Source organism: Lacrimispora sinapis (genome assembly GCF_043633585.1).
Taxonomy (GTDB): Bacteria; Bacillota; Clostridia; order Lachnospirales; family Lachnospiraceae; genus Lacrimispora; species Lacrimispora sinapis.
On record NZ_CP141832.1, the window covers coordinates 511331 to 535500 of the forward strand.

Annotated in this window: 24 protein-coding genes; 21 read left to right on the forward strand and 3 right to left on the reverse strand. The window is 44.4% G+C overall.

The features are described 5' to 3' along the window. The 4 genes from rfbG to VIG27_RS02270 all read left to right on the forward strand — a co-directional run bounded on the left by rfbG (position 1) and on the right by VIG27_RS02270 (position 4069). Positions 1 to 1080, forward strand: coding sequence for a CDP-glucose 4,6-dehydratase (gene rfbG / locus VIG27_RS02255; protein ID WP_394524878.1), 1080 nt, complete (start codon positions 1 to 3; stop codon positions 1078 to 1080). 22 nt (positions 1081 to 1102) lie between these two features. Further along, the gene (gene rfbH, locus VIG27_RS02260; RefSeq protein WP_394524879.1) at positions 1103 to 2443 is read left to right on the forward strand and encodes a lipopolysaccharide biosynthesis protein RfbH; all 1341 of its coding nucleotides are present in this window, start codon (positions 1103 to 1105) and stop codon (positions 2441 to 2443) included. A gap of 56 nt (positions 2444 to 2499) precedes the next feature. Next, positions 2500 to 3339, forward strand: a complete 840-nt coding sequence (locus VIG27_RS02265; RefSeq protein WP_394524880.1) for a LicD family protein — start codon at positions 2500 to 2502, stop codon at positions 3337 to 3339. 133 nt (positions 3340 to 3472) lie between these two features. Continuing rightward, the gene (locus VIG27_RS02270) at positions 3473 to 4069 is read left to right on the forward strand and encodes a hypothetical protein (RefSeq protein WP_394524881.1); all 597 of its coding nucleotides are present in this window, start codon (positions 3473 to 3475) and stop codon (positions 4067 to 4069) included. An 80-nt stretch (positions 4070 to 4149) separates the two neighbouring features. Here the strand turns inward: VIG27_RS02270 and VIG27_RS02275 are convergent, their stop codons facing one another. After that, positions 4150 to 5133 (reverse strand): zinc dependent phospholipase C family protein, encoded by a 984-nt coding sequence (locus VIG27_RS02275; protein WP_394524882.1) that lies wholly within the window; start codon positions 5131 to 5133, stop codon positions 4150 to 4152. Positions 5134 to 5282: 149 nt separating this feature from the next. Between VIG27_RS02275 and VIG27_RS02280 the strand changes: the two genes are divergently transcribed. From VIG27_RS02280 to VIG27_RS02295, 4 genes are all read left to right on the forward strand, one after another. Next, a complete protein-coding gene (locus VIG27_RS02280) occupies positions 5283 to 6632 on the forward strand; it encodes an alanine/glycine:cation symporter family protein (protein WP_394524883.1) in 1350 nt (449 codons plus the stop codon). 107 nt (positions 6633 to 6739) lie between these two features. Continuing rightward, a complete protein-coding gene (locus VIG27_RS02285; RefSeq protein ID WP_394524884.1) occupies positions 6740 to 7705 on the forward strand; it encodes a linear amide C-N hydrolase in 966 nt (321 codons plus the stop codon). 293 nt (positions 7706 to 7998) lie between these two features. Beyond that, a complete protein-coding gene (locus VIG27_RS02290; RefSeq protein WP_394524885.1) occupies positions 7999 to 8517 on the forward strand; it encodes a peptidylprolyl isomerase in 519 nt (172 codons plus the stop codon). Between the two features lie 4 nt (positions 8518 to 8521). Next, positions 8522 to 9271: a GNAT family N-acetyltransferase gene (locus VIG27_RS02295; RefSeq protein ID WP_394524886.1), complete on the forward strand. Its 750-nt coding sequence runs from the start codon at positions 8522 to 8524 to the stop codon at positions 9269 to 9271. Here the strand turns inward: VIG27_RS02295 and VIG27_RS02300 are convergent. After that, a complete protein-coding gene (locus tag VIG27_RS02300; protein ID WP_394524887.1) occupies positions 9207 to 9908 on the reverse strand; it encodes a hypothetical protein in 702 nt (233 codons plus the stop codon). The genes VIG27_RS02295 and VIG27_RS02300 overlap by 65 nt on opposite strands. 170 nt (positions 9909 to 10078) lie before the next feature. Here VIG27_RS02300 and VIG27_RS02305 point away from each other — a divergent pair, with 170 nt between their 5' ends. The 10 genes from VIG27_RS02305 to VIG27_RS02350 all read left to right on the forward strand — a co-directional run bounded on the left by VIG27_RS02305 (position 10079) and on the right by VIG27_RS02350 (position 21031). Then, entirely contained in the window at positions 10079 to 10855 is a 777-nt protein-coding gene (locus VIG27_RS02305) for a YesL family protein (RefSeq protein ID WP_394524889.1), read from the forward strand. Between the two features lie 171 nt (positions 10856 to 11026). Continuing rightward, entirely contained in the window at positions 11027 to 11605 is a 579-nt protein-coding gene (locus VIG27_RS02310; RefSeq protein WP_394524891.1) for a GTP pyrophosphokinase, read from the forward strand. Positions 11606 to 11793: 188 nt separating this feature from the next. Beyond that, positions 11794 to 12699 (forward strand): 4-(cytidine 5'-diphospho)-2-C-methyl-D-erythritol kinase, encoded by a 906-nt coding sequence (ispE, locus tag VIG27_RS02315; protein ID WP_394524892.1) that lies wholly within the window; start codon positions 11794 to 11796, stop codon positions 12697 to 12699. Next, the gene (locus VIG27_RS02320) at positions 12689 to 13363 is read left to right on the forward strand and encodes a GntR family transcriptional regulator (protein WP_394524893.1); all 675 of its coding nucleotides are present in this window, start codon (positions 12689 to 12691) and stop codon (positions 13361 to 13363) included. Before ispE ends, VIG27_RS02320 begins: the two co-directional genes overlap by 11 nt. A gap of 16 nt (positions 13364 to 13379) precedes the next feature. After that, positions 13380 to 13571, forward strand: coding sequence for a hypothetical protein (locus VIG27_RS02325; RefSeq protein ID WP_394524894.1), 192 nt, complete (start codon positions 13380 to 13382; stop codon positions 13569 to 13571). 140 nt (positions 13572 to 13711) lie between these two features. After that, positions 13712 to 14332: a TetR family transcriptional regulator gene (locus VIG27_RS02330; protein ID WP_394524895.1), complete on the forward strand. Its 621-nt coding sequence runs from the start codon at positions 13712 to 13714 to the stop codon at positions 14330 to 14332. 24 nt (positions 14333 to 14356) lie between these two features. Further along, positions 14357 to 15514: an efflux RND transporter periplasmic adaptor subunit gene (locus VIG27_RS02335; RefSeq protein ID WP_394524896.1), complete on the forward strand. Its 1158-nt coding sequence runs from the start codon at positions 14357 to 14359 to the stop codon at positions 15512 to 15514. Between the two features lie 16 nt (positions 15515 to 15530). After that, complete coding sequence (locus VIG27_RS02340) at positions 15531 to 18563, forward strand: efflux RND transporter permease subunit (protein WP_394524897.1); 3033 nt, start codon at positions 15531 to 15533, stop codon at positions 18561 to 18563. 97 nt (positions 18564 to 18660) lie between these two features. Beyond that, entirely contained in the window at positions 18661 to 19809 is a 1149-nt protein-coding gene (locus VIG27_RS02345; protein ID WP_394524899.1) for a TolC family protein, read from the forward strand. 4 nt (positions 19810 to 19813) lie between these two features. Next, a complete protein-coding gene (locus VIG27_RS02350) occupies positions 19814 to 21031 on the forward strand; it encodes a hypothetical protein (protein ID WP_394524901.1) in 1218 nt (405 codons plus the stop codon). On the opposite strand, the gene spoIIR is transcribed toward VIG27_RS02350, so the two are convergent. Further along, positions 21009 to 21659 (reverse strand): stage II sporulation protein R, encoded by a 651-nt coding sequence (spoIIR, locus tag VIG27_RS02355; protein WP_394524903.1) that lies wholly within the window; start codon positions 21657 to 21659, stop codon positions 21009 to 21011. The genes VIG27_RS02350 and spoIIR overlap by 23 nt on opposite strands. 97 nt (positions 21660 to 21756) lie before the next feature. On the opposite strand from spoIIR, the gene VIG27_RS02360 reads away from it, so the two are divergent. From VIG27_RS02360 to VIG27_RS02370, 3 genes are read left to right on the forward strand one after another with little or no spacing between them, the layout of a single operon-like run. Beyond that, positions 21757 to 22818, forward strand: a complete 1062-nt coding sequence (locus VIG27_RS02360; protein WP_394524906.1) for a D-alanine--D-alanine ligase family protein — start codon at positions 21757 to 21759, stop codon at positions 22816 to 22818. Between the two features lie 15 nt (positions 22819 to 22833). Beyond that, positions 22834 to 23652 carry a glutamate racemase gene (gene murI / locus VIG27_RS02365; RefSeq protein ID WP_394524908.1) on the forward strand — a complete coding sequence of 273 codons (819 nt, stop codon included), beginning with the start codon at positions 22834 to 22836 and terminating at the stop codon, positions 23650 to 23652. Positions 23653 to 23663: 11 nt separating this feature from the next. Beyond that, complete coding sequence (locus tag VIG27_RS02370) at positions 23664 to 24110, forward strand: DUF1934 domain-containing protein (RefSeq protein ID WP_394524911.1); 447 nt, start codon at positions 23664 to 23666, stop codon at positions 24108 to 24110. Positions 24111 to 24170 lie beyond the last annotated feature (60 nt).

Sequence of the window (24170 nt, forward strand, 5' to 3'; positions counted from 1 at the left end):
ATGACAAGTTGGACAAATACAAAATGGAATGAATTTTCTGAGTTTTATAAAGAAAAAAAGGTTCTGGTCACAGGACACACCGGCTTTAAAGGGTCCTGGCTGTGCCGCCTGCTCATAAACGCAGGTGCGTCTGTAACCGGTTATTCCCTGAATCCGCCTACAACTCCAAGCCTGTTTGAAGTGACCGGACTTTCCGGTTACATGAACTCCATAACCGGCGATATCCGGGACCTGGAGCATCTGAAGAACGTATTTGAAGAGACAAAGCCGGAAATCGTTTTTCATCTTGCGGCCCAGCCTATTGTCCGGGACTCCTATAAGGACCCGGTATATACCTATGAAACCAATGTCATGGGGACCGTGAATGTGTTAGAGTGCATTCGTCTGACCTCCTCCGTAAAGTCCTTTTTGAATGTCACCACGGATAAAGTGTATGAAAATAAAGAATGGGAGTACGGATACCGGGAGACGGACCCCCTTGACGGCTATGACCCCTATTCCAACAGCAAGTCCTGTTCCGAACTGGTGACCCACAGCTATGCCAAGTCCTTCTTTTCCGACGGTCGGACGGCGGTCTCCACCTCCCGTGCCGGCAATGTAATCGGGGGCGGGGATTTTGCCAATGACCGGATCATTCCGGACTGCATACGGGCGGCATCAAAGAAGCAGGATATTATCGTGAGAAATCCTCACTCCACAAGACCCTACCAGCATGTTCTGGAGCCCCTTTCTGTTTATATGACGATTGCCATGAAGCAGTATGAGGACCGGTCTTTCCAGGGATACTATAACGTGGGACCCGATGACAGGGACTGTATCACCACCGGGACGTTGGCAGGACTGTTCTGTGAGATATGGGGAGAGGGGCTTACGTGGGTCGACCGTTTTTCCGGAGGACCTCACGAGGCAAACTTTTTAAAGCTGGACTGCTCCAGAATCAAACAGGTCTTTGGCTGGAGTCCCAGGTATGGAGTAAAAGAAGCGGTAGAAAAGACCGTTCAGTGGGCAAAGGCCTATTTGGGCGGGGCAGATATGCTGGAAGTTATGGACCGGCAGATAGAAGAATTTTTTGACTTATAAATGATGAGAGGAGGTAGCAGCGATGTTTGAGCACAAATCAGAAAAAGAAGCCAGGGAGGAAATCCTTGCGCTTGTAAAAGAATATTGTGATACATTTCACAATCAGAAAAAGCCCTATCAGGAAGGGGACCGTATTTCTTATGCCTCCCGTGTATATGACCATGAGGAGATGGTAAACTTAGTGGACAGTTCTCTGGAGTTTTGGCTGACCTCCGGACGCTATACCAATGAATTTGAAAAGAAATTTGCAAAATACTTAAACGTTCGTTTCTGTTCTCTGGTAAACTCCGGGTCTTCTGCCAACCTACTGGCATTTATGGCTCTGACTTCCCCCCTTTTAAAGGAGCGCCAGATCAAGCGGGGAGATGAGATCATTACCGTGGCAGCAGGATTTCCAACCACAGTGAACCCTGCGATCCAGTACGGGGCAGTACCGGTATTTGTGGACGTAACCATTCCCCAGTATAACATTGACGTGACCATGCTGGAAGCAGCGCGTTCCGAAAAGACCAAGGCGGTCATGATTGCCCATACCCTGGGGAATCCTTTTGATTTATCTGCGGTTAAGGCATTTTGCGATCAGTACAACCTGTGGCTGGTTGAGGATAACTGCGATGCACTGGGAACCAAATATACCATTGATGGGGAGGAACGTTTTTCCGGTACCATCGGAGACATCGGAACCTCCAGCTTTTATCCCCCCCACCATATGACCATGGGAGAAGGAGGTGCTGTTTATACCAGCAATCCTCTTCTCAATAAGATCATCCGCTCGTTGCGTGACTGGGGAAGGGACTGTGTCTGCCCATCCGGTACGGATAACTTATGCGGACACCGGTTTGACCGTCAGTACGGGGAATTGCCCTTAGGCTACGACCACAAATACGTTTATTCCCATTTCGGATATAATTTAAAGACCACAGATATGCAGGCAGCCATCGGCTGTGCGCAGCTGGATAAATTCCCTTCCTTTGTAGAACGCAGACGTCATAATTTTGAACGTCTTTATAAAGGGGTCGCTGAAGCATCGGACAAGCTGATCCTTCCCGAAGCCTGTCCCAACTCCAAGCCCAGCTGGTTCGGATTTTTGATCACCTGCAAAGAAGGGGTGGACCGGACGAAGGTGGTACAGTATGTGGAATCCAAGGGAATCCAGACCAGAATGCTGTTTGCCGGAAACTTAACGAAGCACCCCTGCTTTGACCAGATGAGAGAAGCAAAGGAAGGATTTCGGATCGTAGGGGAATTAAAGAATACGGACCGGATTATGCAGGATACATTCTGGGTAGGTGTTTATCCGGGAATGACCGATGAGATGATTGATACCATGGCAAAGGTCATCAAAGAGGCCGTAAGGCAGTAAAATGACCGGCAGGGACTGATCTGCCTGTTTTAAAGGGCAGGCAGAATGGAGGAAACATGGAACAATATGATTTAACAAAGGTCCATCAGGCGAATCTTGCCATATTAAAAGAAGTCGACAGGATCTGCCGCAAATACCGGATCAAATATCTCCTGGATGCAGGAACTCTTTTGGGAGCCGTAAGGCATAAAGGCTTTATTCCATGGGATGACGATGCGGACCTGGCGTTCACCCGGCCCAATTACGAGGCATTTTTAAAGGTGGTCAAAAGAGAACTGCCGGAGAACATGGAACTTCTGGAACCTAAGGATTTGAGAAACGGAAAAGGCTTTTATGATTTTACGGCCAGAATTATTTATAAGAACAGCAGGACCCATGATGATACCAAAGAGATGGAATATTATGAGGGAAAGTTGAATCATCTCTGGGTGGATCTATTCACTATTGATGAATTGCCGGAACGGAAAACGGCAGCGAACATGACCCTGCTTCTTCATACCATTATTTACGGGTTGTCCATGGGACACCGGTACAAGCTGGATTTTAAAAAATACAGCCTGACCAATAAAATCTGTGTGGGAATTCTGGCTCTGATCGGAAAGCTGATCCCTATGAAGGTCTTAAGAAAGCTCCAGTATATGGTGGCGGTTAAAGACCGGAAGGGGAAGAGCAGGCTGCGCTATTACAGCAATTATCAGCCGGATTATCTCTATGTGACCCTGCAAAAGGAATGGTGCGAGGAAACCGTGGACTTAGAATTTGAAGGTACGATGCTGATGGCTCCCAAGGGCTGGCATGAAGTTCTCTCCTGGATCTATGGAGATTATACCAAGCTGCCTCCCGAAGACAAGCGAATCCCCACTCATTCCAGTACACAAATCAGGATATTTGAATGAGAAGGGAATATTTAACACCATTGCCAGCAAAATTCATAACGCATTTGTGAAGATTTTCTGACTTTTTTCCAAAAGCACTACAAAAAAAATACTGCATCAGATATAATGTTAAATGATAAATAAGGAGGAAATTATGATGAAGAACAGAGCGTTCATGATATGTGCCGTGTCAGCTTTATTATTAACTGGCTGTACCAAAAGCAATATTCTTTCTTCAAGCGGCCCTGCAGAGCCGGTTTTTGAAACCCAGCAGGGAATTGTTTTAGACTGGACTCAGATCGGGAACGATATGGATGAAGAGTTTGTTAACAATGATCAGTATCCAATGGCAGTAAGCGTGAATTACAGCCTTGATCCTAAGAAAAAAAGCCTGGATCTGACCTTGATGGTAAAAGATGGAACCACTCCAGAGGAAGCGGTGGAATTTGCGAATGCTGCCGTAAGATATTTGAATGATGAAGTAGCTACCCAGGATTTTTCTTATGAAAGATCCAGTGAAACCTCTTATGGAGGATTTTTTAAGGAATATGATTTAAATCTTATCGTTATGCCCGATAATACGATGACACAGCAGAAATACTGGCTTGTTGATATGAAAATTCCAAAAGGATCTGATAAAACCATTGAAGCAAAAGAAGGTGCAGTCATTATGGAGACAACGGCTGCAGCAGAGGGAGACGATTCTGAGGCAGACGATGTGGAAACAACTGCCGCTTCTCCTACGAAATAAGGTCTTATTTATGGAAATAAAAAACATGGACAGGAATCGGTTACAGTCGATTCGGCCCATGTTTTTTTATTATAGAAATTTTATTCCGTATCCACAGCCAGACCGCTGTGATAGGAGTAATTCCCAAGTTCCTTCAACAGCCTGTTATGATCCAGACTTTTTAACGGAATCGGTGATGTCAGCTCCTGGTTCAGGAGATAGAACACATCGCTGCATTTTGCCATGGACTGATGAAATAACTCCGGGAAAGAGGCTTTGGAAGCCAGTCTCCGGTTCCAGGGATTGCACCAGGTTTCATGGTTTAGATTAAAGGTGATCACAGGGTCCGGAGGGATGTCCGTAACCAGCTTTTTCGATGCAATGGGATTGCGCAGAAACAGTGATTCCAAAAATTCAATGCTGTTCTTTTTCCGGCTTTTCGGGTCTGCCAGTGTCCGGCAGCCCAGCCGCATGGCAAAAATGGAGCGTGAGACCATACGGGGGGTCACTTGAAAATTATTCCGGTAATTTAAAGGGTAATAGGTTTCGTTGATGCAGCCGGATAGGAATTTTGAGATAAACTGGGTCTCCTGGCCGTTTAAACAAATGGTGGCAGCCTGATTAAACTGCGACGGCTTTTTTTTCTTGTATTTCATAAGAAGCAGTGCATCAATATCATTCTCCAGCATGGCATGCAGACCATGATGATAATTGGTCGAGTTTTTCACTTCGTATTCAATTCTTCCGTAAACATACGGGTGGCAGATGGAATCTCCGATGTAATGGCAGAAAAAGCCGCTCATATAGGAGATGGCCTGCTCCCGCTGCTGTCTGGATTCAATTTGAGACAGACGGTTCAGACAGGTAACAAAAAAATCATGTACATGATTTTCGTGCATATAAGAGCCTACGTTTCGGTAGTCCCTGTGGCGGAGTATGGGTATATTGTAAAAAAACATATCCGGACCCTGTAGACCAAGCTGATAAAGCCACCGGTATTTGGAAATGATACGCTTTAGGGGAGTATTCGGCATATCATTATAGACCCTGACTCCCAGCAGATAATGGGTTGTAAAACCGGGCATATTGTTCACCTCTCATTTTTAGTAAGTAAAATGGCACGTAACTTGATTATACCATAGGTTCCTTTTTTTTGTGTAAAAATCATTGGAAATTTTCATACTATGCAGGTTCAAAGAATATGTGTTAAGGAAAGCATTCAGGAGATGATCCTATGATACATCGCATACATGAACTGGTATGGGGGCCATGGATGTTAATCCTCTTTCTTGGGATTGGTATCATATACACCATAAAAACAGGTTTTTTTCAAATCAGGAAATTGCCTTACTGGTGGATGAAGACCATTGGAAGCATTCAGGAGGATGAAGCAGACACCAAAGGCGGAGTGACGAAATTCCAGACAGCCTGTACAGCACTTGCCGCTACCATCGGAACGGGCAACATCGTGGGAGTGGCCACGGCACTCACGGCAGGAGGGCCCGGTGCCATTTTTTGGATGTGGGTATCAGCGGTCATCGGTATGATGACAGGCTATGCGGAAACCATGCTGGGAATCCGTTACCGGTACCGGGATCAAAGCGGTGCATGGATCTGCGGTCCCATGGTCTATCTGGAGCGGGGGCTTAAGCTGCCCGGCTTAGGCATGCTCTACAGCTTCCTGTGCATTATGGTATCCCTGGGGATGGGAAGCATGGTCCAGTCCAATTCCATTGCGGAAACCATGGAATACTCCTTTGGCATTCCTTCCGTCTCCATCGGAGTTGTTTTGACCGGAATCGTATTCCTGGTAATCCTTGGCGGCATCAGCCGGATCGCTTTTGTTTCAGAACGGCTCATTCCAGTTGCTGCTGGTATCTATATGTTGTTTTCCATGGTGGTTATTATGTCCTGTTTCGATAAAATTCCATATATTTTTCAATGTATTTTCAAAGATGCCTTTCAGCCTATCTCCTTTTTTTCCGGAACAGCTGGTTACGGGATCAGCAAAAGCCTGCAGTACGGCATATCAAGAGGTGTATTTTCCAATGAGGCTGGGCTGGGGAGCATGGCAGTGCTTCATGGGGCGGCGGAGGAAACAACTCCCGAACAGCAGGGAATGTGGGCCATGTTCGAGGTATTCTTTGATACCATCCTGATCTGCACCATGACCGCCTTTGTGATTCTCTGCATGACAGACGGCAATGCGGCAGGCTCCGGCTACGACGGAGCAGCTCTGACCGCTTACAGCTTTTCCAAACGGCTGGGTCCGCTGGGGCAGTATTTAGTATCCGGAGCCATGCTGGTGTTTGCCTTTGCAACCATTATTGCCTGGTACTATCTTGGCCGTCAGGCCGCTACATATCTGGCAGAAAGTCTGAAAAAAAGAAACAGCCTCTATATTTTACAACGCCTGTTAAGAGGAAAAATATACACGGTACTGTATTTGGGGGCAGTATTCATGGGCTGCCTGGCAAAGCTGGAAACCGTCTGGGAGTTCTCTGATATCTGGAACGGCTTCATGGCGCTACCAAACATCATAGCCCTGATATTTTTAATGAAAGAGGTAACGGTACCAAAGTAAAGGTCCAGGAAGCCGGATATCTTATTTTCTCTTATCGCCGGCATGCATAAATACGGATTCCTTCCATATAAATAAGTAAGCAATTTTGAAATGGGAGGCATGTTCCTATGTGTACGGCGATTACCCTGCAGTCCAAGCAGGGAGAAACCTTTTTTGGAAGAAATATGGATTTTTCTTACGATATTGAACCTCATCTTTACATTGTTCCCTCCGGCTATGAATGGAATAATGGTCTGAATGGGGAAAGGATTCGCAACAGATACCGGTTTATTGGAATCGGTCAGGAGCTTGACGGGCTTTTAGGCTTTTTTGACGGGGTCAATGAAATGGGATTTGCGGCGGCTGCCCTTTATTTTGCAGGCTATGCCAATTATAATTCCGGACCCGGAAACGATCAGCAGGAATCCATAGCATCCTTTGAGTTTCTTCATTACATTCTGGGAAGATGTTCCAATGTAGAGGAATTACAACAATTACTGAGGCGGGTCAAAATCACAGGTCTGGAAGATCCGGTCACAAGGACCGTAGCACCACTCCACTGGCTTGCCGCAGACAAGAGCGGAAACTGCGTTGTCATAGAGCAGACAGACAATGGCCTGGAAGTATTTCAAAATCCCATAGGTGTCCTGGCAAACAGCCCCGATTTTAAATGGCACATGACAAATTTAAGAAATTATATGGAAGCAAGTCCTGTACAAACCGAGGAGGCATCCTGGGGAGGTTACCGCCTGACGCCCTTTGGACAGGCGGGAGGAACCGAGATCCTTCCGGGAGGATATACATCACCCTCCCGGTTTGTCCGCACGTCTTATCTTAAATCATTCATTCCAGTACCTGAAAACAGGAATGAAGCCGTTATTTCCTGCTTTCACATCATGGAAAGCGTTACCGTACCAAAAGGTGCGGTTATTACCAGCCGCAATCAATACGACTACACCAGATATACAGCATTTATTAATACGGCTACCTGTGAGTATTTCTTTAAGACCTATGACAACATACAATTAGGCACCGCAGGGCTGTTTGAATATGCGGCCCCCTATCCAAGACTTGTAAATCTTGGCGGCATCTGACATCAAAATAAAAAAACATGGCTGGAATCCGGTTCCAGCCATGCAATGCATGCGGCAAAGTATAAAAAAGGGAGGAGGGCCGGTAATTCGTTACCAGCCCGTATTATGAAAAAAATCTTATTAGCAATTTTCTTTACAAATTTATTATATCCATGAAACATGAAGAATCCATGTTGTTTATGTAAAAGATTTTTGAATGAATTTTAAACAAAATATGAATAGCTGGACAAACTTATAAGGATTTGATAAAATACAGTCATATGCGAGCTTAACAGCGAGAAAGGAAGATCAATATGAAGAATCCGGTAATTACAATTACAATGGAAAACGGCGATGTAATCAAGGCAGAGCTGTATCCGGAGATCGCACCAAACACAGTCAATAATTATATCAGCCTGGTAAAAAAAGGTTTTTATGACGGTCTGATTTTTCACAGAGTCATCAAAGGTTTCATGCTTCAGGGAGGATGCCCGGAAGGAACCGGAACCGGAGGTCCAGGTTATTCCATCAAAGGAGAATTCAGCCAGAACGGTGTAGCCAATTCATTCAAGCATTCTGAAGGCGTTCTTTCCATGGCAAGAGCCATGCATCCGGATTCTGCAGGTTCCCAGTTCTTTATCATGCATAAGGCAGCTCCACATCTGGATGGTGCTTATGCCGCATTTGGAAAAGTCACAGAAGGAATGGAGGTTGTCAATCAGATCGCAGAGGTAAAGACTGATTACAACGACCGTCCCATGACTGAGCAGAAGATCCGGTCCATAACCGTAGATACCTTCGGGGAAGAATATCCGGAACCGGAAACCTTATAAAACCATGACTCTGGAACGGGAAATTATAATAGAAGGAACTTCATTTAAGATTACCGTATCTGATGATCAAAAGGCCCTGTGTTCTGCTTATGCGGAAGGCAGGGCTGTTATTGGTCTATGGGACAGGAATCATAACGGGCAGAGCCTTTCTCCGGCTTCCTATGTAGTCGAATCCCTGGAAGCTATTAGTGATGAGTTCTTAGAGCGTGTTGTAAGAAGAAGAATAGGTCTTCCCTGGGGGATTGCCAATACGAAACGCCTGACCATCAGGGAATTTACGGAAGACGACTGCCGTCTGATCGCCGATGAGGATGACGGCGGGGAAAGCGGATCAGTTTTTGTAACCCGGGAATCCTTAAAAGAATATATCCGGTGCCAGTATGGTTTCTATGAATATGGCATATGGGCTGTTTTAGACCGCAGGACCGGTCAGCTTGTGGGAAAGGCCGGATTATTCCCTATGGATTTCACCGGCCCGGAAGAATTTTTAAACGCGGTAAAAGAAAATGATACCCCGGTAGAACTGGGATATCATATCTTTTCTGGTTTCCGGAGGAAGGGATTTGCCAAAGAAGCATGCAAAGCCATATTATCCTATGGAGCGGAGTCCGTTTCCTGCAGGGTCTATGCAAAGATAAGGGAAGACAATCTTCCCTCTGTAAAACTGGCAGAAGCCCTTGGATTCAGGCTTATAGCCCGAACATGTAGCGGATCAGTGCAGCCGCTGTGTCTTTATGAGTGGAATTTGTCATAACGGAAAGAATGGGCTGGTCGATGGAGAGTCCTGTTCTTTTCGTAAAATCCTTTTCGTCAAGGAGAATTCCTCCGGCTACTTTTTCTCCCGTCTCTTCCACCGTTACAAAATAGATGCGGTCTTTGACTTTTTCATACTCCTGGGGAGTCAAAAGCTGGGTCAGATCCGTAAATCCCCCCATCTGGCCGAAGTGATCAATGGAATCCTTCCTGCCGATGATGACGTCAAGCTCCTTGCTGGAAATCATCGCAGAAAGCTTAGCTAACTCCGCATAGGTAAAATCGCTCATGGCAGATTCATCAAAGGTCAAGGTCATGGAATGGTCCACTTCGATTTTTGTATCCTCAGGAAGCTTGATATACTGACGGAATTCCTTGTCAAAGTAATCCTCAGGAACTGTGGTCTGGCTGGTGACCCGGCTGTTTAAAATAACGCAGTTGAGAGCGGTTTCAAACCGGTTGTTATAAACGGCAGAGCCAATGGAGATCACAAGGAATACCGCAACGATAACACTGATGATGGGAAATTTATAATATTCCCAGATATACCACAATTTGTCCTTTAAGTTCATCTGCTTCAGCTTTTTTTTCTCTTCCCGCAAACGGTCTTTTAAGGTTTTGTCTTCGTAAGGGGTCATAATCTGCTCCTCTTTCTTGTTTAATAAAAATTCTTTTACGATTATACCATATATTAGAAAAAAAATTAAAAAAAAATTATAAATTTTTAATGAAATAAACGAGAATGTTTGCTTTTTATTGGTAAATCCGCTATAATATGTTTGACGCTATGAGAGAAGGGGAATGACATATGTTATCTGGTTTTTTTAATTATGATAATCCGGTGTGGCGCTTTATAGGCAAATTCGGAGACTTGATACTTTTAAATATTTTGTGGATCGTGTGCAGTATTCCGATCGTTACCATAGGAGCTTCCACCACTGCTGTTTATTATGTGACGCTGAAGCTTGCCAGAGATGATGACGGATATACCATTAAGTCTTTTTTCAAATCATTTAAAGAGAACTTTAAGCAGGCCACAGCTATCTGGCTGGTGTTGCTGGTGGTAGGGGCCATTCTTGGTGTGGACTTGTATTTCTTTACAAGAATATACAGCGGTTCACAAACCTTAAAAACCGTGATGCTTACCGTATTTGTAGCCATGATCATTGTGTATGCAGCGATGTTCATGTACATATTTCCGCTTCAGTCCAGATTTTACAACACGGTAAGACGTACCTTTTTTAATTCGTTTTTTATGTCTCTCCGTCATTTGTTCCGTACCATCGGAATGATCGTGATTAACGGAGTATTAATTGCCGCCGGGTTTGTTTTCATGATCCCTCCGGTGCTTATGATATTTATGCTGTTTGGATTTCCGCTTCTTGCATTTATAAATTCCTATATTCTTTCCCCGGTTTTTGAGTTGTACATGCCAAAGACCGACCGGCCTGATGATGAGATGAGACCTCTTTTCTCTGATGAAGAGGAACCGGTTAGCAGTATTCTCATGGCAAAAGGTGACGAGAATCAAAAGGAGGAATCTAAAGAAAAGGAATCCGAAGAAGATAAGAACGGACAGGAATAAGTCCACTCATGAAAGAAAGCTGTCCGGTAACTGTGCCAAGGCATGATGCCGACAGCTTTTTTCTATATCATAAGGTGCCTGCCGATTGTAATTCATATTTTGGTCACTATATGGACACAAAAAAAAGGTATACTTAGTTTCCATGATAAGGAATTGCCAGGGAGGTGGATTATGACCGAAGAAGAGTACCTCTGCTTTGTCCAGCCTTATGAAGATGCACTTAAAAACATCCGTGTCAGAGTGGATGTACTGAATCAGGATTACAGACGAAAATATCAGAATTATCCGATTCACCACATTCAGCACAGAATCAAACAAAAGGAAAGCATTGAGAATAAACTTTTAAAAAACGGATATGAAGTCAGCACGGATTCGGCCAGAAACTATCTGACAGACATTGCAGGAATCCGGGTCATCTGTTTTTTTGTAAGGGACATTTACGCCATCGTGGATTTGCTTAAAAAACAGACAGATATCGTAATCATAAAGGAATGTGACTACATTGCAGCGCCAAAGCCCAATGGATACCGAAGCTATCATATCGTTTTCGGCGTTCCTGTCTATCATACGGATGGAATGGAATATTATCCCGTTGAGATCCAGCTTCGCACCATGTCCATGGACTTATGGGCCAGCATGGAACACCGGATCTGTTATAAGGGGAAACAGGATTGCAAAGCAGAGAAAGCATTCAGGGCCTATGCTGTAGCATTAAAAGACATGGAAAAAGCCATGGAAGAATTTTTATAACCAATGAAAATCGAATAAGATAAGCTCCGGTGGACCACCAGCCGGAGCTTTTTTTCGGTTGCAATTCCAGGTGAGAAATCGTTAAAAGAAAAACACTTGTACTTTTTTTCATTTGGGTATATACTTAATACTGTATACAAAAAAATATAAAAAAACAATTTAAAAACCAAAGTGAGGGCAAACTGCCTATGATAAGACATCTGGGATTAAAAGCATATGGAAAAATTAATCTGGGGCTTGATGTTTTGCGAAAACGGGAGGACGGATATCATGATGTGCGTATGATCATGCAGACCGTGGGCCTTTATGATAAGATTGATATTTATTTAAAAGAAACACCAGGCATTGAGATCGTAACGAATTTATTTTATCTTCCTGTCAATGAGAACAATCTGGTTTATAAGGCATCCAGGCTGCTGATGGATGAGTTTCATGTCACCCACGGCATTCGGATTCATCTGAAAAAATTTATTCCTGTGTCTGCCGGAATGGCAGGAGGCAGCAGCGATGCCGCTGCTGTTTTGTTTGGAGTAAACAAGATGTTCCAGCTCGGGTTATCCAGAGAAGATTTAATGGAACGGGGGCTTAAAATCGGGGCTGATGTTCCGTACTGCGTGATGAGAGGAACGGCTCTTTCCGAAGGGATCGGTGAGATTCTGACTCCCCTTCCGGACATGCCACAGTGCAAGGTACTGATTGCAAAGCCTGGGGTCAGCGTGTCCACCAAATTTGTTTACGAGAATTTAAATTTAAACCGGTTAAAGGAAGAAGATCACCCGGATATTGATGGGATTATCAAAGCCATTAAAGACCATAACATCCATCAGATTTCCCAGCGTATGGGAAACGTGCTTGAGACGGTCACCATTCCCGAATATCCGGTTATCGCACAAATCAAGGAAAAGTTAAAAGAACTGGGAGCGGTCAATGCAATGATGAGCGGAAGCGGCCCAACCGTGTTCGGAATCTTTATCAGCCCCAAAGCAGCCGAGAATGCTTATGAAGAGCTGCGCTACGGCGAAAGCAAGGGTCTGGCAAAACAGGTATACTTAACGAATTTTTATAACACCAAGGAGGTCACCAATGGGAAATGATTTAAAAGTCAATATGAATGAATATCTGCCGCTTCGTGATGTGGTTTTCAACACCCTGAGACAGGCAATTTTAAAAGGAGAACTGGCACCAGGGGAGCGTCTGATGGAAATCCAGCTGGCAGAACGGCTCGGCGTCAGCCGTACTCCTATCCGGGAAGCGATCCGAAAGCTTGAACTGGAAGGACTGGTGCTCATGATTCCAAGAAAGGGAGCGGAAGTTGCAAAGATCTCTGAAAAAAGTTTAAGAGACGTATTGGAAGTCCGCAGATCCCTGGAAGAACTTGCCATCGAGCTTGCCTGTGTGCGCATGCTGCCTGACGAAGTGGAAGAACTTGAGAGACGTCAGGAAGACTTTAAGGAAGCCGTGTTAAACGGAACTCCTATGGAGATTGCGGAAACGGATGAAGCATATCATGATGTGATCTACAAAGGTACCTGCAATGACAGGCTGGTGCAGATGATCAATAATTTAAGGGAACAGATGTACCGTTACCGGCTGGAATACATCAAGGACGAAGATAAGCGCCATATACTTTTATTGGAGCATGACAATATATTGGAAGCGGTCAGAAAACGCCAGGTAGAAGATGCCAAAGAAGCCATGAGAGAACATATTGATAATCAGGAGATCACTGTCTCAAGAAATATCAAAGAGCAGGATTAAAAAGGGAGGCTTTTCAATGACATTTAAGGAAATGTATCTGGCCGGTGAGATTGAGTTTGAAGCAATTGATGATTTTATTGATGAATGGAACAAAAGCACCACAACGGAAACCCTTGCCCGCTTTCTTGGACTCAACGGGGAAGAGGAGGATATCTGGATTGAGGACAGCGATGAAGCCTTAAAAGAGTATCTGGACAAGGAAAAATAAACGTAATGGAAAAAATTATTAAATAAATATAACCTTTCTTGACAAGGTGACAACGTGTCATTATAATAAATGGCATGTTGTCACCTTTGTGTTTTCATGTATTACATAGAAGAGGGAGCAAGGAAAAGTGAGGTGAAAAAATGCCAACGGAACGATTTTATAACCTTCCGGCTGGGAAAAAAAACATTATTAAAGAAGCAGCAATGTCGGAATTTGCGAATGTGCCGTTTGAAAAGGCTTCAATCAATAAGATCATAAAGGCAGCTGGGATCTCAAGAGGCAGCTTTTATACTTATTTTGAAGATAAGCATGATATACTTGCTTATATTTTTGAAGATGTTGGGGAACATTTTCAGGATACCTGGGAAGAATGTGCAAAAAAAAGCAATGGTGATCTATGGAAAACAATTGGTCATTTTATGGATGAAAGCGTATTTACCACCAAAGAAAAATTCATTCAATTGATGAAAAATATTGTGGATGGTGTCCAGCTGTTCGGCGTGACGAACCACTTGAGCAAAGAGGCGATCAATGAACAGCTGCCCATCTTAAATATCATGTATGAGTCCATTGATAAGTCCAAATTTAAAGATCAGAGTATCGAAGCCTTTGGAGTATTGATTTCCATGCTTTTTTTTGAAATGTTCAAGGGTCTGGAGTGGTATTTTGTTCACCCGGAGGATAAGGATAAAATTAAGAAAGTGTTTAATAAAAAATTAGAAATTTTTCAGTATGGAATTTGTAAACAAGAACTAATATAAATAAGATAGCAAAAGGAGTGCATCATGACAAAGAAAAATATAATAAAAATTGCAGGTTCCGTTATAGTGATCGCTGCAGTGGCAGGGCTTATCCTTCCCAGAATATTAGGCGGGGGTAAGGAAGAAATCGTAGCAGAGGTTCCCCCTGTGGTAACGGTGGTAAAACCGGAGAACCGTACGATAGAGGTAAGCAGCGAGCTGATCGGGACCGTGGAACCAGACAGCATTGTATATGTGACTCCTCTGGGATCTGGAGAGGTCACAAGCGTAAACGTTCAGACCGGTGATATGGTAACTGCCGGACAGCTTATTTGCGTCATTGATACAAAACAGGTGGAAAGCTCCAGGATAGCAGCAGAAACGGCAAGAATCAGCTACGAAGATGCGAAAAAGAATTTAGACCGTTATACGGTTCTTTATCAGGCGGGAGATGTTGCTGAGGCAGATTACCAGTCCCTCGTTGACAAGGTTCAGCTTGCAAAGCTCCAGTATGATAATGCAAAGATTGCATACAACATCCAGCTGGAAAGCAGCCAGGTAACAGCACCGATTGCAGGACGCGTGGAAAGCCTTAATATAAAGGTCCATGATATGGTTTCTCCCCAGACCAATCTTTGTGTCATTTCCGGCGAAGGCGGTAAGGCAGTTACTTTTTATGTTCCGGAACGGATCGTCAACGGATTAAAGACCGGAGACAGCATCCGGGTTGAGAAAAACGGAACCGAACGAGCAGCAACCATTACAGAAGTAAGCACCATGATTGACCAGACAAGCGGCTTGTTTAAAGTGAAAGCTTCTGTGCCGGATGGAAATACACTCGCTACAGGAACCTCTGTAAAGCTTTATGTCATTTCCCAGAGAGCGGATAATGTAATGTCTGTGCCGGTTGACAGCGTTTACTATGAAGGCGGCAATCCTTTTGTCTATACATATGCAGATGGAAAGTTAAAGAAGAATGCAGTTACCGTAGGTTTGTCAGACGATAACTTTGCAGAAATTAAGGAGGGGATTGGTGCCGGTGACCAGGTGGTTGCCACATGGACCAGCGAACTCTACGATGGGTCTGTAGTAACCCTTGCAGACGAAACTAAAGATGAGAAACAGGCGGCAGACAAAACAGCGTCAGATGCCACAGCTGAAACGGAAGGAACCACTGCGGAAACTTCTGGATCAGTACAGTAAGGGGGCATAGGCAGATATGGGAATAACGAAACTTGCGCTAAAACGCCCCGTTACCACGGTTCTGATAGTACTTTGTTTAATTGTTTTCGGTTTTTCATCCATAATGTCAGCAAAGCTTGAGATGATTCCGGAAATGGATACACCAATTTTGACAATCAGCAGTGTCTATCCGGGTGCCAGCCCTGAAGATGTGAATGATCTGGTCACAAAGCCCATAGAGGATGAAGTGGGTACACTCTCCGGTATAAAAAGTGTACAGTCCACATCAAAGGAAAATGTTTCCATCGTTATTTTGCGTTATGATTATGGAACCAATATGGATAAGGCTTATTCTGATTTAAAGAAGAAGATGGATAACATCAAGCTGCCGGATGACGTAAAGACACCCAGCATCATGGAATTTGATTTGAGTGCAACGGCAACGCTGACGCTTGCGGTGAATGATCCCTCTCAGGAAAACCTTTATAATTATGTTAAAAATGTGATCGTACCGGAGTTTGAAAAGATCTCATCGGTTGCCAGCATTGATATGAGCGGCGGCCGGGAAGGTTATATGAGAGTGCGGTTGGATCCTGAAAAGATGAATCAGTATCATTTGAGCATGAACTCTATTACCCAGGCCATACAGGCGGCGGATATTACATATCCTGCAGGAAATACTGGTGTGGGTAACCGGAATCTGGCACTCAGTACTTCCGTTGAAGTCAATACGCTGGAAAGCTTAAAGAAGGTTCCGGTTGTGGCAGGCAACGGCAAGACGATCCTTCTGGAAGATGTTGCCGATATTGAGAATACGGTAAAAGAGCAGAAAGCCATCGGACGCTATAACGGTAAGGATACAATCACATTAGCCGTTAATAAACAGCAAAAAAGCAGTGCCATTGAAGTATCGGATGAAGTACATAAAACAATCGAAACATTAAAACAGGATCATAAGAATCTGGATGTAGTCGTTATTGATGATACCAGTGATAATATTAAAGAATCCCTGTACAGTGTTATGGAAACTATGATTCTGGCGGTTGTTATATCCATGATCATCATCTTTATGTTCTTTGGCGATATCAAAGCCTCCCTGATTGTCGGAAGTTCGATCCCGGTATCCATATTGGTGGCCTTGATTTTAATGACGGGAATGGGATTTTCCCTGAATACCATCACCATGAGTGCGATCGTTCTCGGCGTCGGAATGATGGTCGACGATTCCATTGTAGTGCTGGAAAGCTGTTTTAGAGCACAAAAAGGCACAGAGTATGAAAGCTCTGCAATTGAGGGAACAAAAACGGTGCTGCAGTCTATCCTTGGCGGTACAATTACAAAGTGTGTTGTTTTCATCCCACTGGTATTCCTTGCAGGTATGACAGGTCAGATCTTTAAGCCTTTGGGTTATACGATAGTATTCTGTATGATGGCCTCCCTTATATCCGCGATGACCATTGTTCCACTGTGCTATTCCAGATTCCGTCCGGTAGAAAAACATAACTCTCCGTTAGGCGGAATTGTAAAGGCAATGCAGGCGGGGTATCGGGTTCTGATTGATAAACTCCTTAATCGAAAAGGAGTGGTCATGATCGTTTCGGTATTGATTTTATTTGGCTCCTTCCTCCTTGCAGGCAAGCTTGGATTTGAACTGCTTCCGGAGACGGATCAGGGGACGATTGCCATTACGGCAAAGGTAAAGCCTGGGCTTAAAATCGAAGAAGTGGATAAGATTTTGCATAAGGTTGAGTCCATTGTAACTGCGGAAAAAGATTTGGATTCCTATACGCTGACCTATGGGGGCGATGGCGAGAGCCTGGAAAGCACGTCAGATGCGACCTTAACTGCGTATCTAAAGGATGACAGAACCTTAAGCACAAAGGAAGTCATTAACAAATGGAAGAAGGAGATGGGCCAGCTCCCTGATTGTAATATCAGCATCGTGTCCTCCTCCAGCATGTCAATGACTGCCAGCAAGAATGACTATGAAGTTATACTTATGGGGCCGCAGCTCAATGAGCTGAAGAAAACGTCTGATGAACTGGTTTCAGACTTAACAAAACGTCCGGAACTGATCAAAGTCCATTCTGATCTGGAGAATGCGGCACCGGTTATCAAGGTTAAGGTTGATTCCCTGAAGGCCGCAGCAGAAGGCATCGCACCCGCTACGGTAGGAGGTATGCTCAATAACATGTTAAGTGGTGTGGAAGCCACTACCTTTGATACGGACGGACAGGAGATATCTGTAAATGTAGAATATCCGGACGATTCCTATGATACACTTGATAAGGTACGGGGGATCATGATTCCGAAAGCGTCCGGTGGCTCAGTAGCCCTTACGGATATTGCTTCTATTGGCTATGAAGACAGCCCGTCGACGATTACCCGAAAGGATAAACAGTTCCAGGTTACGGTAACCGGTTCCTTTACGGATAAGGTAAAAACTAAGGAAGACAAGGCAGAAGCCTTAAAGCAAATTGATAAAGATGTGGTAAGTAAATATTTAAACGGTTCCATCACAAGAGGTACCAACAGCCAGGATGAATCCATGAATGAAGAGTTTGGCAGTTTATTTACGGCGATTGCCACTGCTATATTCCTGGTATTCGTAGTTTTGGCGGCACAGTTTGAGTCTCCGAAATTTTCTCTTATGGTTATGACTACGATTCCGTTCAGCTTCATCGGTGCGTTTCTGCTGATGCTGGTTGCCGATGTCAGTGTCAGTATGACCTCTCTGCTGGGCTTTCTGGTGTTGATCGGTACGGTTCTTAACTCAGGAATTCTGTATGTGGATTGTGCCAATCAGTTTCATGAAACCATGGATGTAAGGGGCGCTGTTGTAGAAGCAGGATTTACCAGACTCCGCCCAATCCTTATGACGTCTGTAATCGCTATTTTATCTCTGATTCCTCTGGCACGGGGAGCAGGAGAGAGTGGGGAACTGATGCAGGGGCTTGCACTGGTTAATATTGGTGGACTTGCTTCATCTACCGTATTATCTCTGTTGGTACTGCCTGTACTTTATACCCTCATGAGCCGTAAGAAAAAAAAGAATATCACGGCTGAATAATACAACAGAAGTTATTGATTGAATTTGGAAGAAAGTGGCTCGTTGGTGACATGTGATTTATGGTATGATAGAAATTACCAGATAAGGAGGATTAAGGATGAGAAAATGGAAACAGATCGCTGCATGTTGTCTGACGGCAGTCCTTGCTGTTTCCGGACCGGCGGCCACTGTGTGGGCCGGCAGTCCGGAATTTGCAAGAACTCCGGAAGAATGGGCAAAGCTTAGAGATAATGTTCTGGAATACGATGAACTGTCAGGCCTGATTCATGAATACAATGTGACGGTTCAGAAAAACCAGCTGGATATCAATGATAAGAAAAAAGATGACAGAGTCACCAGGGATGAGTTTGCCCAGTATTACCGGGATGCAGCCAGTGATGCCCGTAGTGCGATTACCGGCGACAATGCAATTGCCGATGCCAATAATGCAGTTGCAGCGGCACAGGCTGATGAGAATGCCGATAAGAATGTAGAGGATTTGACTGTATACCAGCTGACTTACGATCAGCAGGAAGCCAATCTGGTAGCAACGGCCCAGTCATCAATGATATCTTACTTTCAGCAGTTATTAGAACTGCAGTCTGCAAAGGATAGTCTGGAATTTTTAGAAGCCCAGTATCAGTCCACCCTTGTAAAGCAAAGCGCGGGGATGGCTACCCAGTCAGATGTTCTGGCTGCAAAGCAGAGCATTCAGACAACCCAGGCAGCAATTGAAAAATTAACGGGTTCTGTGGAAGAGACAAGACAAAAGCTTTGTATCATGCTGGGCTGGAAATACAGCGATTCTCCAGAGATCCGCGATATTCCAAAGGTCGATATGGAACGGATTGCAGCCATGAATCCGGAAGCTGACAAAGAAGCTGCTCTTTCCAATAATTACACATTAAAAATCAATAAACGGAAGCTTGAAAATGCAATGGCAGACATTACAAAAAGCACGTTGACCCGTACCATATCAAGCAATGAGCAAAACATTAATTCGGACCTTGTAAAGAACTATCAGGCAGTTTTACAGGCTAAGGCTTCTTATGAGCAGGCCGTTGCAGAGCTTGAGCTGGAAAGCAAAAACATGGATACCGCGGAACGAAAACAAGCCGTTGGATCGTTGAGCAGATTGGATTACATGAGGCAGAAGAACACGTTTAATACAAAGAACATCGCTGTGAAAAAAGCACAGCTTACCCTGTTCCAGGCAATCCAGACCTATGACAACGCAGTAAATGGGCTTGCTTCGGCAGGAGGCTGATAATATGAGAAATAAAAAAGTTTGGCCGGTTTGTCTGGCCGCAGTACTTGCTGTTTCCACCGTTCTTCCTGCTTATGGAGCCGTTGGGCCGGGTCAGGCAGAAAAACCCATTCCAGAAGGAATCACAACAGAACAGTGGAGCAAATTGAATGATCAGAAGATTGAGTTCGATGAACTTTCAAATTTGGTAAGATATTTTAATCCGGACTTGCAAAATACCGTGGATTCCATCTATCAGAATGTGGAGAATGCAGAGTACATCTATGGTGCAATGAGAGGCATTGAGACGAAAAACGACATTGAAGCACTTGAGGAGCAGGCAAAAGCACTTAAAAATACCGGAGTGACAGATGAGAATGGAGTACCGCTCTACATGGTCTATGAAGGTACGGTCAAGAGTTTAAGATCCAATGCTGATGCCATGCAGCGAACTCTCAAAAAGCTCAAACAGCCTAATTCAAAGATCAATTTTTCCATCACACAAGTCACCAGGCAGTACGAGTATTTTGCCGACCAGGTCATGATCGGATACAACAGTGCTGTTGCAAACCGGGCACTGCTGCAGAAGGCAGCCGAAATAAGCAATTTGGCTTATGAGGCGCAGAAATTAGGCCAGCAGATCGGAACGGCAACACAAACCGATGTTTTGGCAGCTCAAAAGGAGGTGCTTTCCGCACAATCCTCTCTTTTAAGCCTGGATCATACCATTGATGATTTAAGACGTTCTCTTGGCCTTATGACCGGCTATTCGGCCGATAAAGTTCCTGAGATCGGAGGTCTTCCCGAACTGGATATGCAGGTGATCGCTTCCCTTGATCTGGAAGCCGATACGGCAAAAGCCATTGGCAACAATTATACTTTGATTAATCTGCGCCGAGCTCCTTCCAACAAGACCACTACCGGAATGAAGAACAAACAGGATAGTGTTTCTGAGGGAGAGCAGGGAGTGGCAGTTACCATGCAGGCTTATTACCAGGCCGTCAAACAGGCGAAAACTGCCTATGAGGCAGCATGTACTGCCTATGACAAGGCCGTTCTGGATCAGGGCAAAGCAGAACGTTCCTTCCAGTTAGGCATATTAAACAAAATCGCTTACCTTCAGTCCCAGATGGCGTTTCTGCAGGCAGAAGGGAACAAAGAGAGTGCTTACTCAGACTTATATCAGGCTTACACCACCTATCAGTGGGCGGTAAAAGGAGTTATTTCGGATTCGCAGCAATAGGTTTCTTATCCTTTTGCAGCAAATCAATTAATTTTAAACGGATATGGATTTTCGGACTTTCTTTATTTAATTTTTTATAATCGGAAGCATCAATGGATTCCCGCAGTATTTCTTTGGACGTATCGGGAACCACAGCATAAGAGGAATCCACAAAGCAGAGCGGAGGATAAAGGACACACCACCAGTTGTGGCCTTTGCCTTCGCCTATTTTTACCCTGACTGCTTCATAATTGCCGCAGGGGAAGACCATATCGCCATAGGTTTTGGTAGGAAAGTAAGTGTTGGTCAGTTCCATATGTGCGGGATAATCATATCCCAGAGTTCTCATGTACATTTCCGCTTTTTCTTCCAGTCTGTCCTTATGGGACCGGACATAAGTTTTTGTTTCCTCTAATGATGCATTCTCTCCCATTTCCTCATATATTGTGTTTAAGAGCATGGTGCGTACTTTTAATTTCAAATTCTGGTCGTCTGTGCTGTCACTGTTTGCCAGGACGTGAAAACGCAGGATTTCCGGTGCGATACGTGCCGCCAGTGCTTCATCAGCGCTTCTTCCTTCTGCCATGGTAAATAAAAGTGCAAGCAATAAGCATGTAATACATAAGAATAAATCACGTTTCTGTTTCATAGGGGGTTCTCCTTTTTTCATGAATCTATTTGTAATTGTAACCATATGTGCTATAATATAAACGCTGTTAATTCAAGAAATTGTTGAGGAGAAAAAAATGGGAAAAAAGAATGCGGTTGTACTATTTGGCGGCCAGTCGTCAGAGCATGTTGTTTCCTGCATGTCGGTCATCAATGTCATTAACCATATCAATAGAGAGAAATATGATTTACTTATCATCGGAATTACAGAGGAAGGACACTGGATCAAAACGGATTCCGTCAAAGAGATTGAGGACGGAAGCTGGAAAAACGGAAAAATATCCGCAGTTTTATCACCGGATGCTACCATGAAAAGTGTGATTTTATTAGATGGACAAAAAGCAGAGTATGTAAAAGCTGATGTGGTATTCCCTGTGCTTCACGGATTATTCGGAGAAGACGGAACCATTCAGGGGCTTTTGGAGCTGGCAGGTATTCCATATGTGGGCTGCGGAGTGCTGGCATCGGCAGTATCCATGGATAAATTATATACAAAGATCATTGTAGATGATTTGGGAGTCAAACAGGCGGATTACATAGCAGTGATGCGTCATGAATTAAATGATCTGGAGCCAATTGTAAAAAAGGTGGAGGAGAAATTTACCTATCCGGTATTTGTAAAGCCCTCCAATGCAGGGTCCTCCAAAGGGGTCAGCCGTGCGGATAACCGGGAAGAATTGAAGGCTGCTCTTGTTTTAGCAGGAGAGCATGACCGCAAGATCCTGGTAGAGGAAATGATCGTAGGCAGGGAGATTGAATGTGCCGTATTGGGCGGAGGAAATACGCTTGCAGAGGCTTCCGGAGTTGGAGAGATCCTTGCAGCGGCAGAATTTTATGATTTTGATGCCAAGTATTATAATTCTGACTCCAAAACGGTGGTAAATCCTAAGCTTCCCCACGGGGCAGCCGAAAAAGTAAGGAATGCTGCAAAACTGGTATTCCAGGCCGTTGACGGCTTTGGGCTGGCGAGAGTGGACTTTTTTGTAAAAGAAGACGGAAGTGTGATATTTAACGAAATCAATACCATGCCCGGCTTTACCGCCATCAGCATGTATCCCATGCTTTGGGAGGCAGCGGGAGTAACAAAGGAAGAGCTGGTTGACCGGTTGATGGAATATGCTATGGTCCGGGGCCAGTGATAAAGGAGTAATGAAATGGCAGACAGAAATTCGCCCATCGGCGTTTTTGATTCCGGCGTAGGCGGTCTTACGGTGGTCCGTGAGATCATGAGACAGATTCCGGATGAAAGAATCATCTATTTTGGAGATACGGCCAGGCTTCCATACGGCTCAAAGTCCAGAGATACCATCCTCCGCTATACCCGGCAGAATATCCGCTTTTTAATGGCTCAGGATGTAAAAGCCATTGTGATTGCCTGTAATACGGCCACTGCGTTTGCATTGGAGACGGTGGAAAAAGAGCTGTCCGTCCCCATTATCGGCGTGATCCATGCAGGTGCCAAAACCGCAGTAGAATCTACCCGGAATAATAAAATAGGAATCATTGGAACAGAAGGAACCATACGCAGCGGTGTTTATACCAAGGTAATGCAGGCAATGAAAAAGGATATCGAAGTAATCGGAAAAGCCTGTCCGCTGTTCGTTCCGCTGGTGGAAGAAGGCTTGCTTCATGATACGGTTACCGATGAAATCGCTTCCAGATATTTAAGTGAATTAAAAGGAAAATTTATAGATACACTGGTACTGGGGTGCACCCATTATCCCCTTTTGCGTTCTACCGTGGGGCGTGTTATGGGACCGGAAGTAAATCTTGTGAACCCTGCATACGAAACAGCATTGGAATTAAAGCAGGTTCTGACAGATAACAGTCTGATGTGTGAAGTAAAAGACCAATCCCAGGACAAATACCGCTTTTATGTCAGCGATCTCGCAGAAAACTTTACAAATTTTGCAGCCTCTATTCTTCCGGGACAGGTAAAAGAGACAAAACAGATAAATATCGAACAGTTCTAAAGGAGTATACTATGACAAGAGATGTTCTGATCAGCATCAGCGGGATGCAGATTGCAGAAGAAGATAATCAAACGGTTGAGATGATCACCACAGGAGATTATTTTTTAAGAAACGGCAACCACTACATTCTATATGATGAGATCCAGGAAGGGTTTGAAGGTGTGATAAAGAATACCGTTAAAATCAGCCCCACCGGCCTTGATATCATAAAACGCGGAAGTTCCAGCGTTCATATGACATTTGAAAAAGAGAAAAAGAATATTGCCTGCTATGCGACTCCCTACGGCGAACTCATGATAGGGATCAGCACCAATGACATAGAGATAATTGAAGAAGAAGACCGCTTAAAAGTCCACGTAGCTTATACCCTGGACATTAATTATCAGCATGTCTCGGAATGTGATATAGATCTTGATATCCATTCCAAGGCAACTGCCGATATCCGTCTGCTAAATTAAGAGAAGGGCCGCTGCTCCATAAGTAAGAGATTACTTATGGAGCAGCGGCCCTTCTCTATG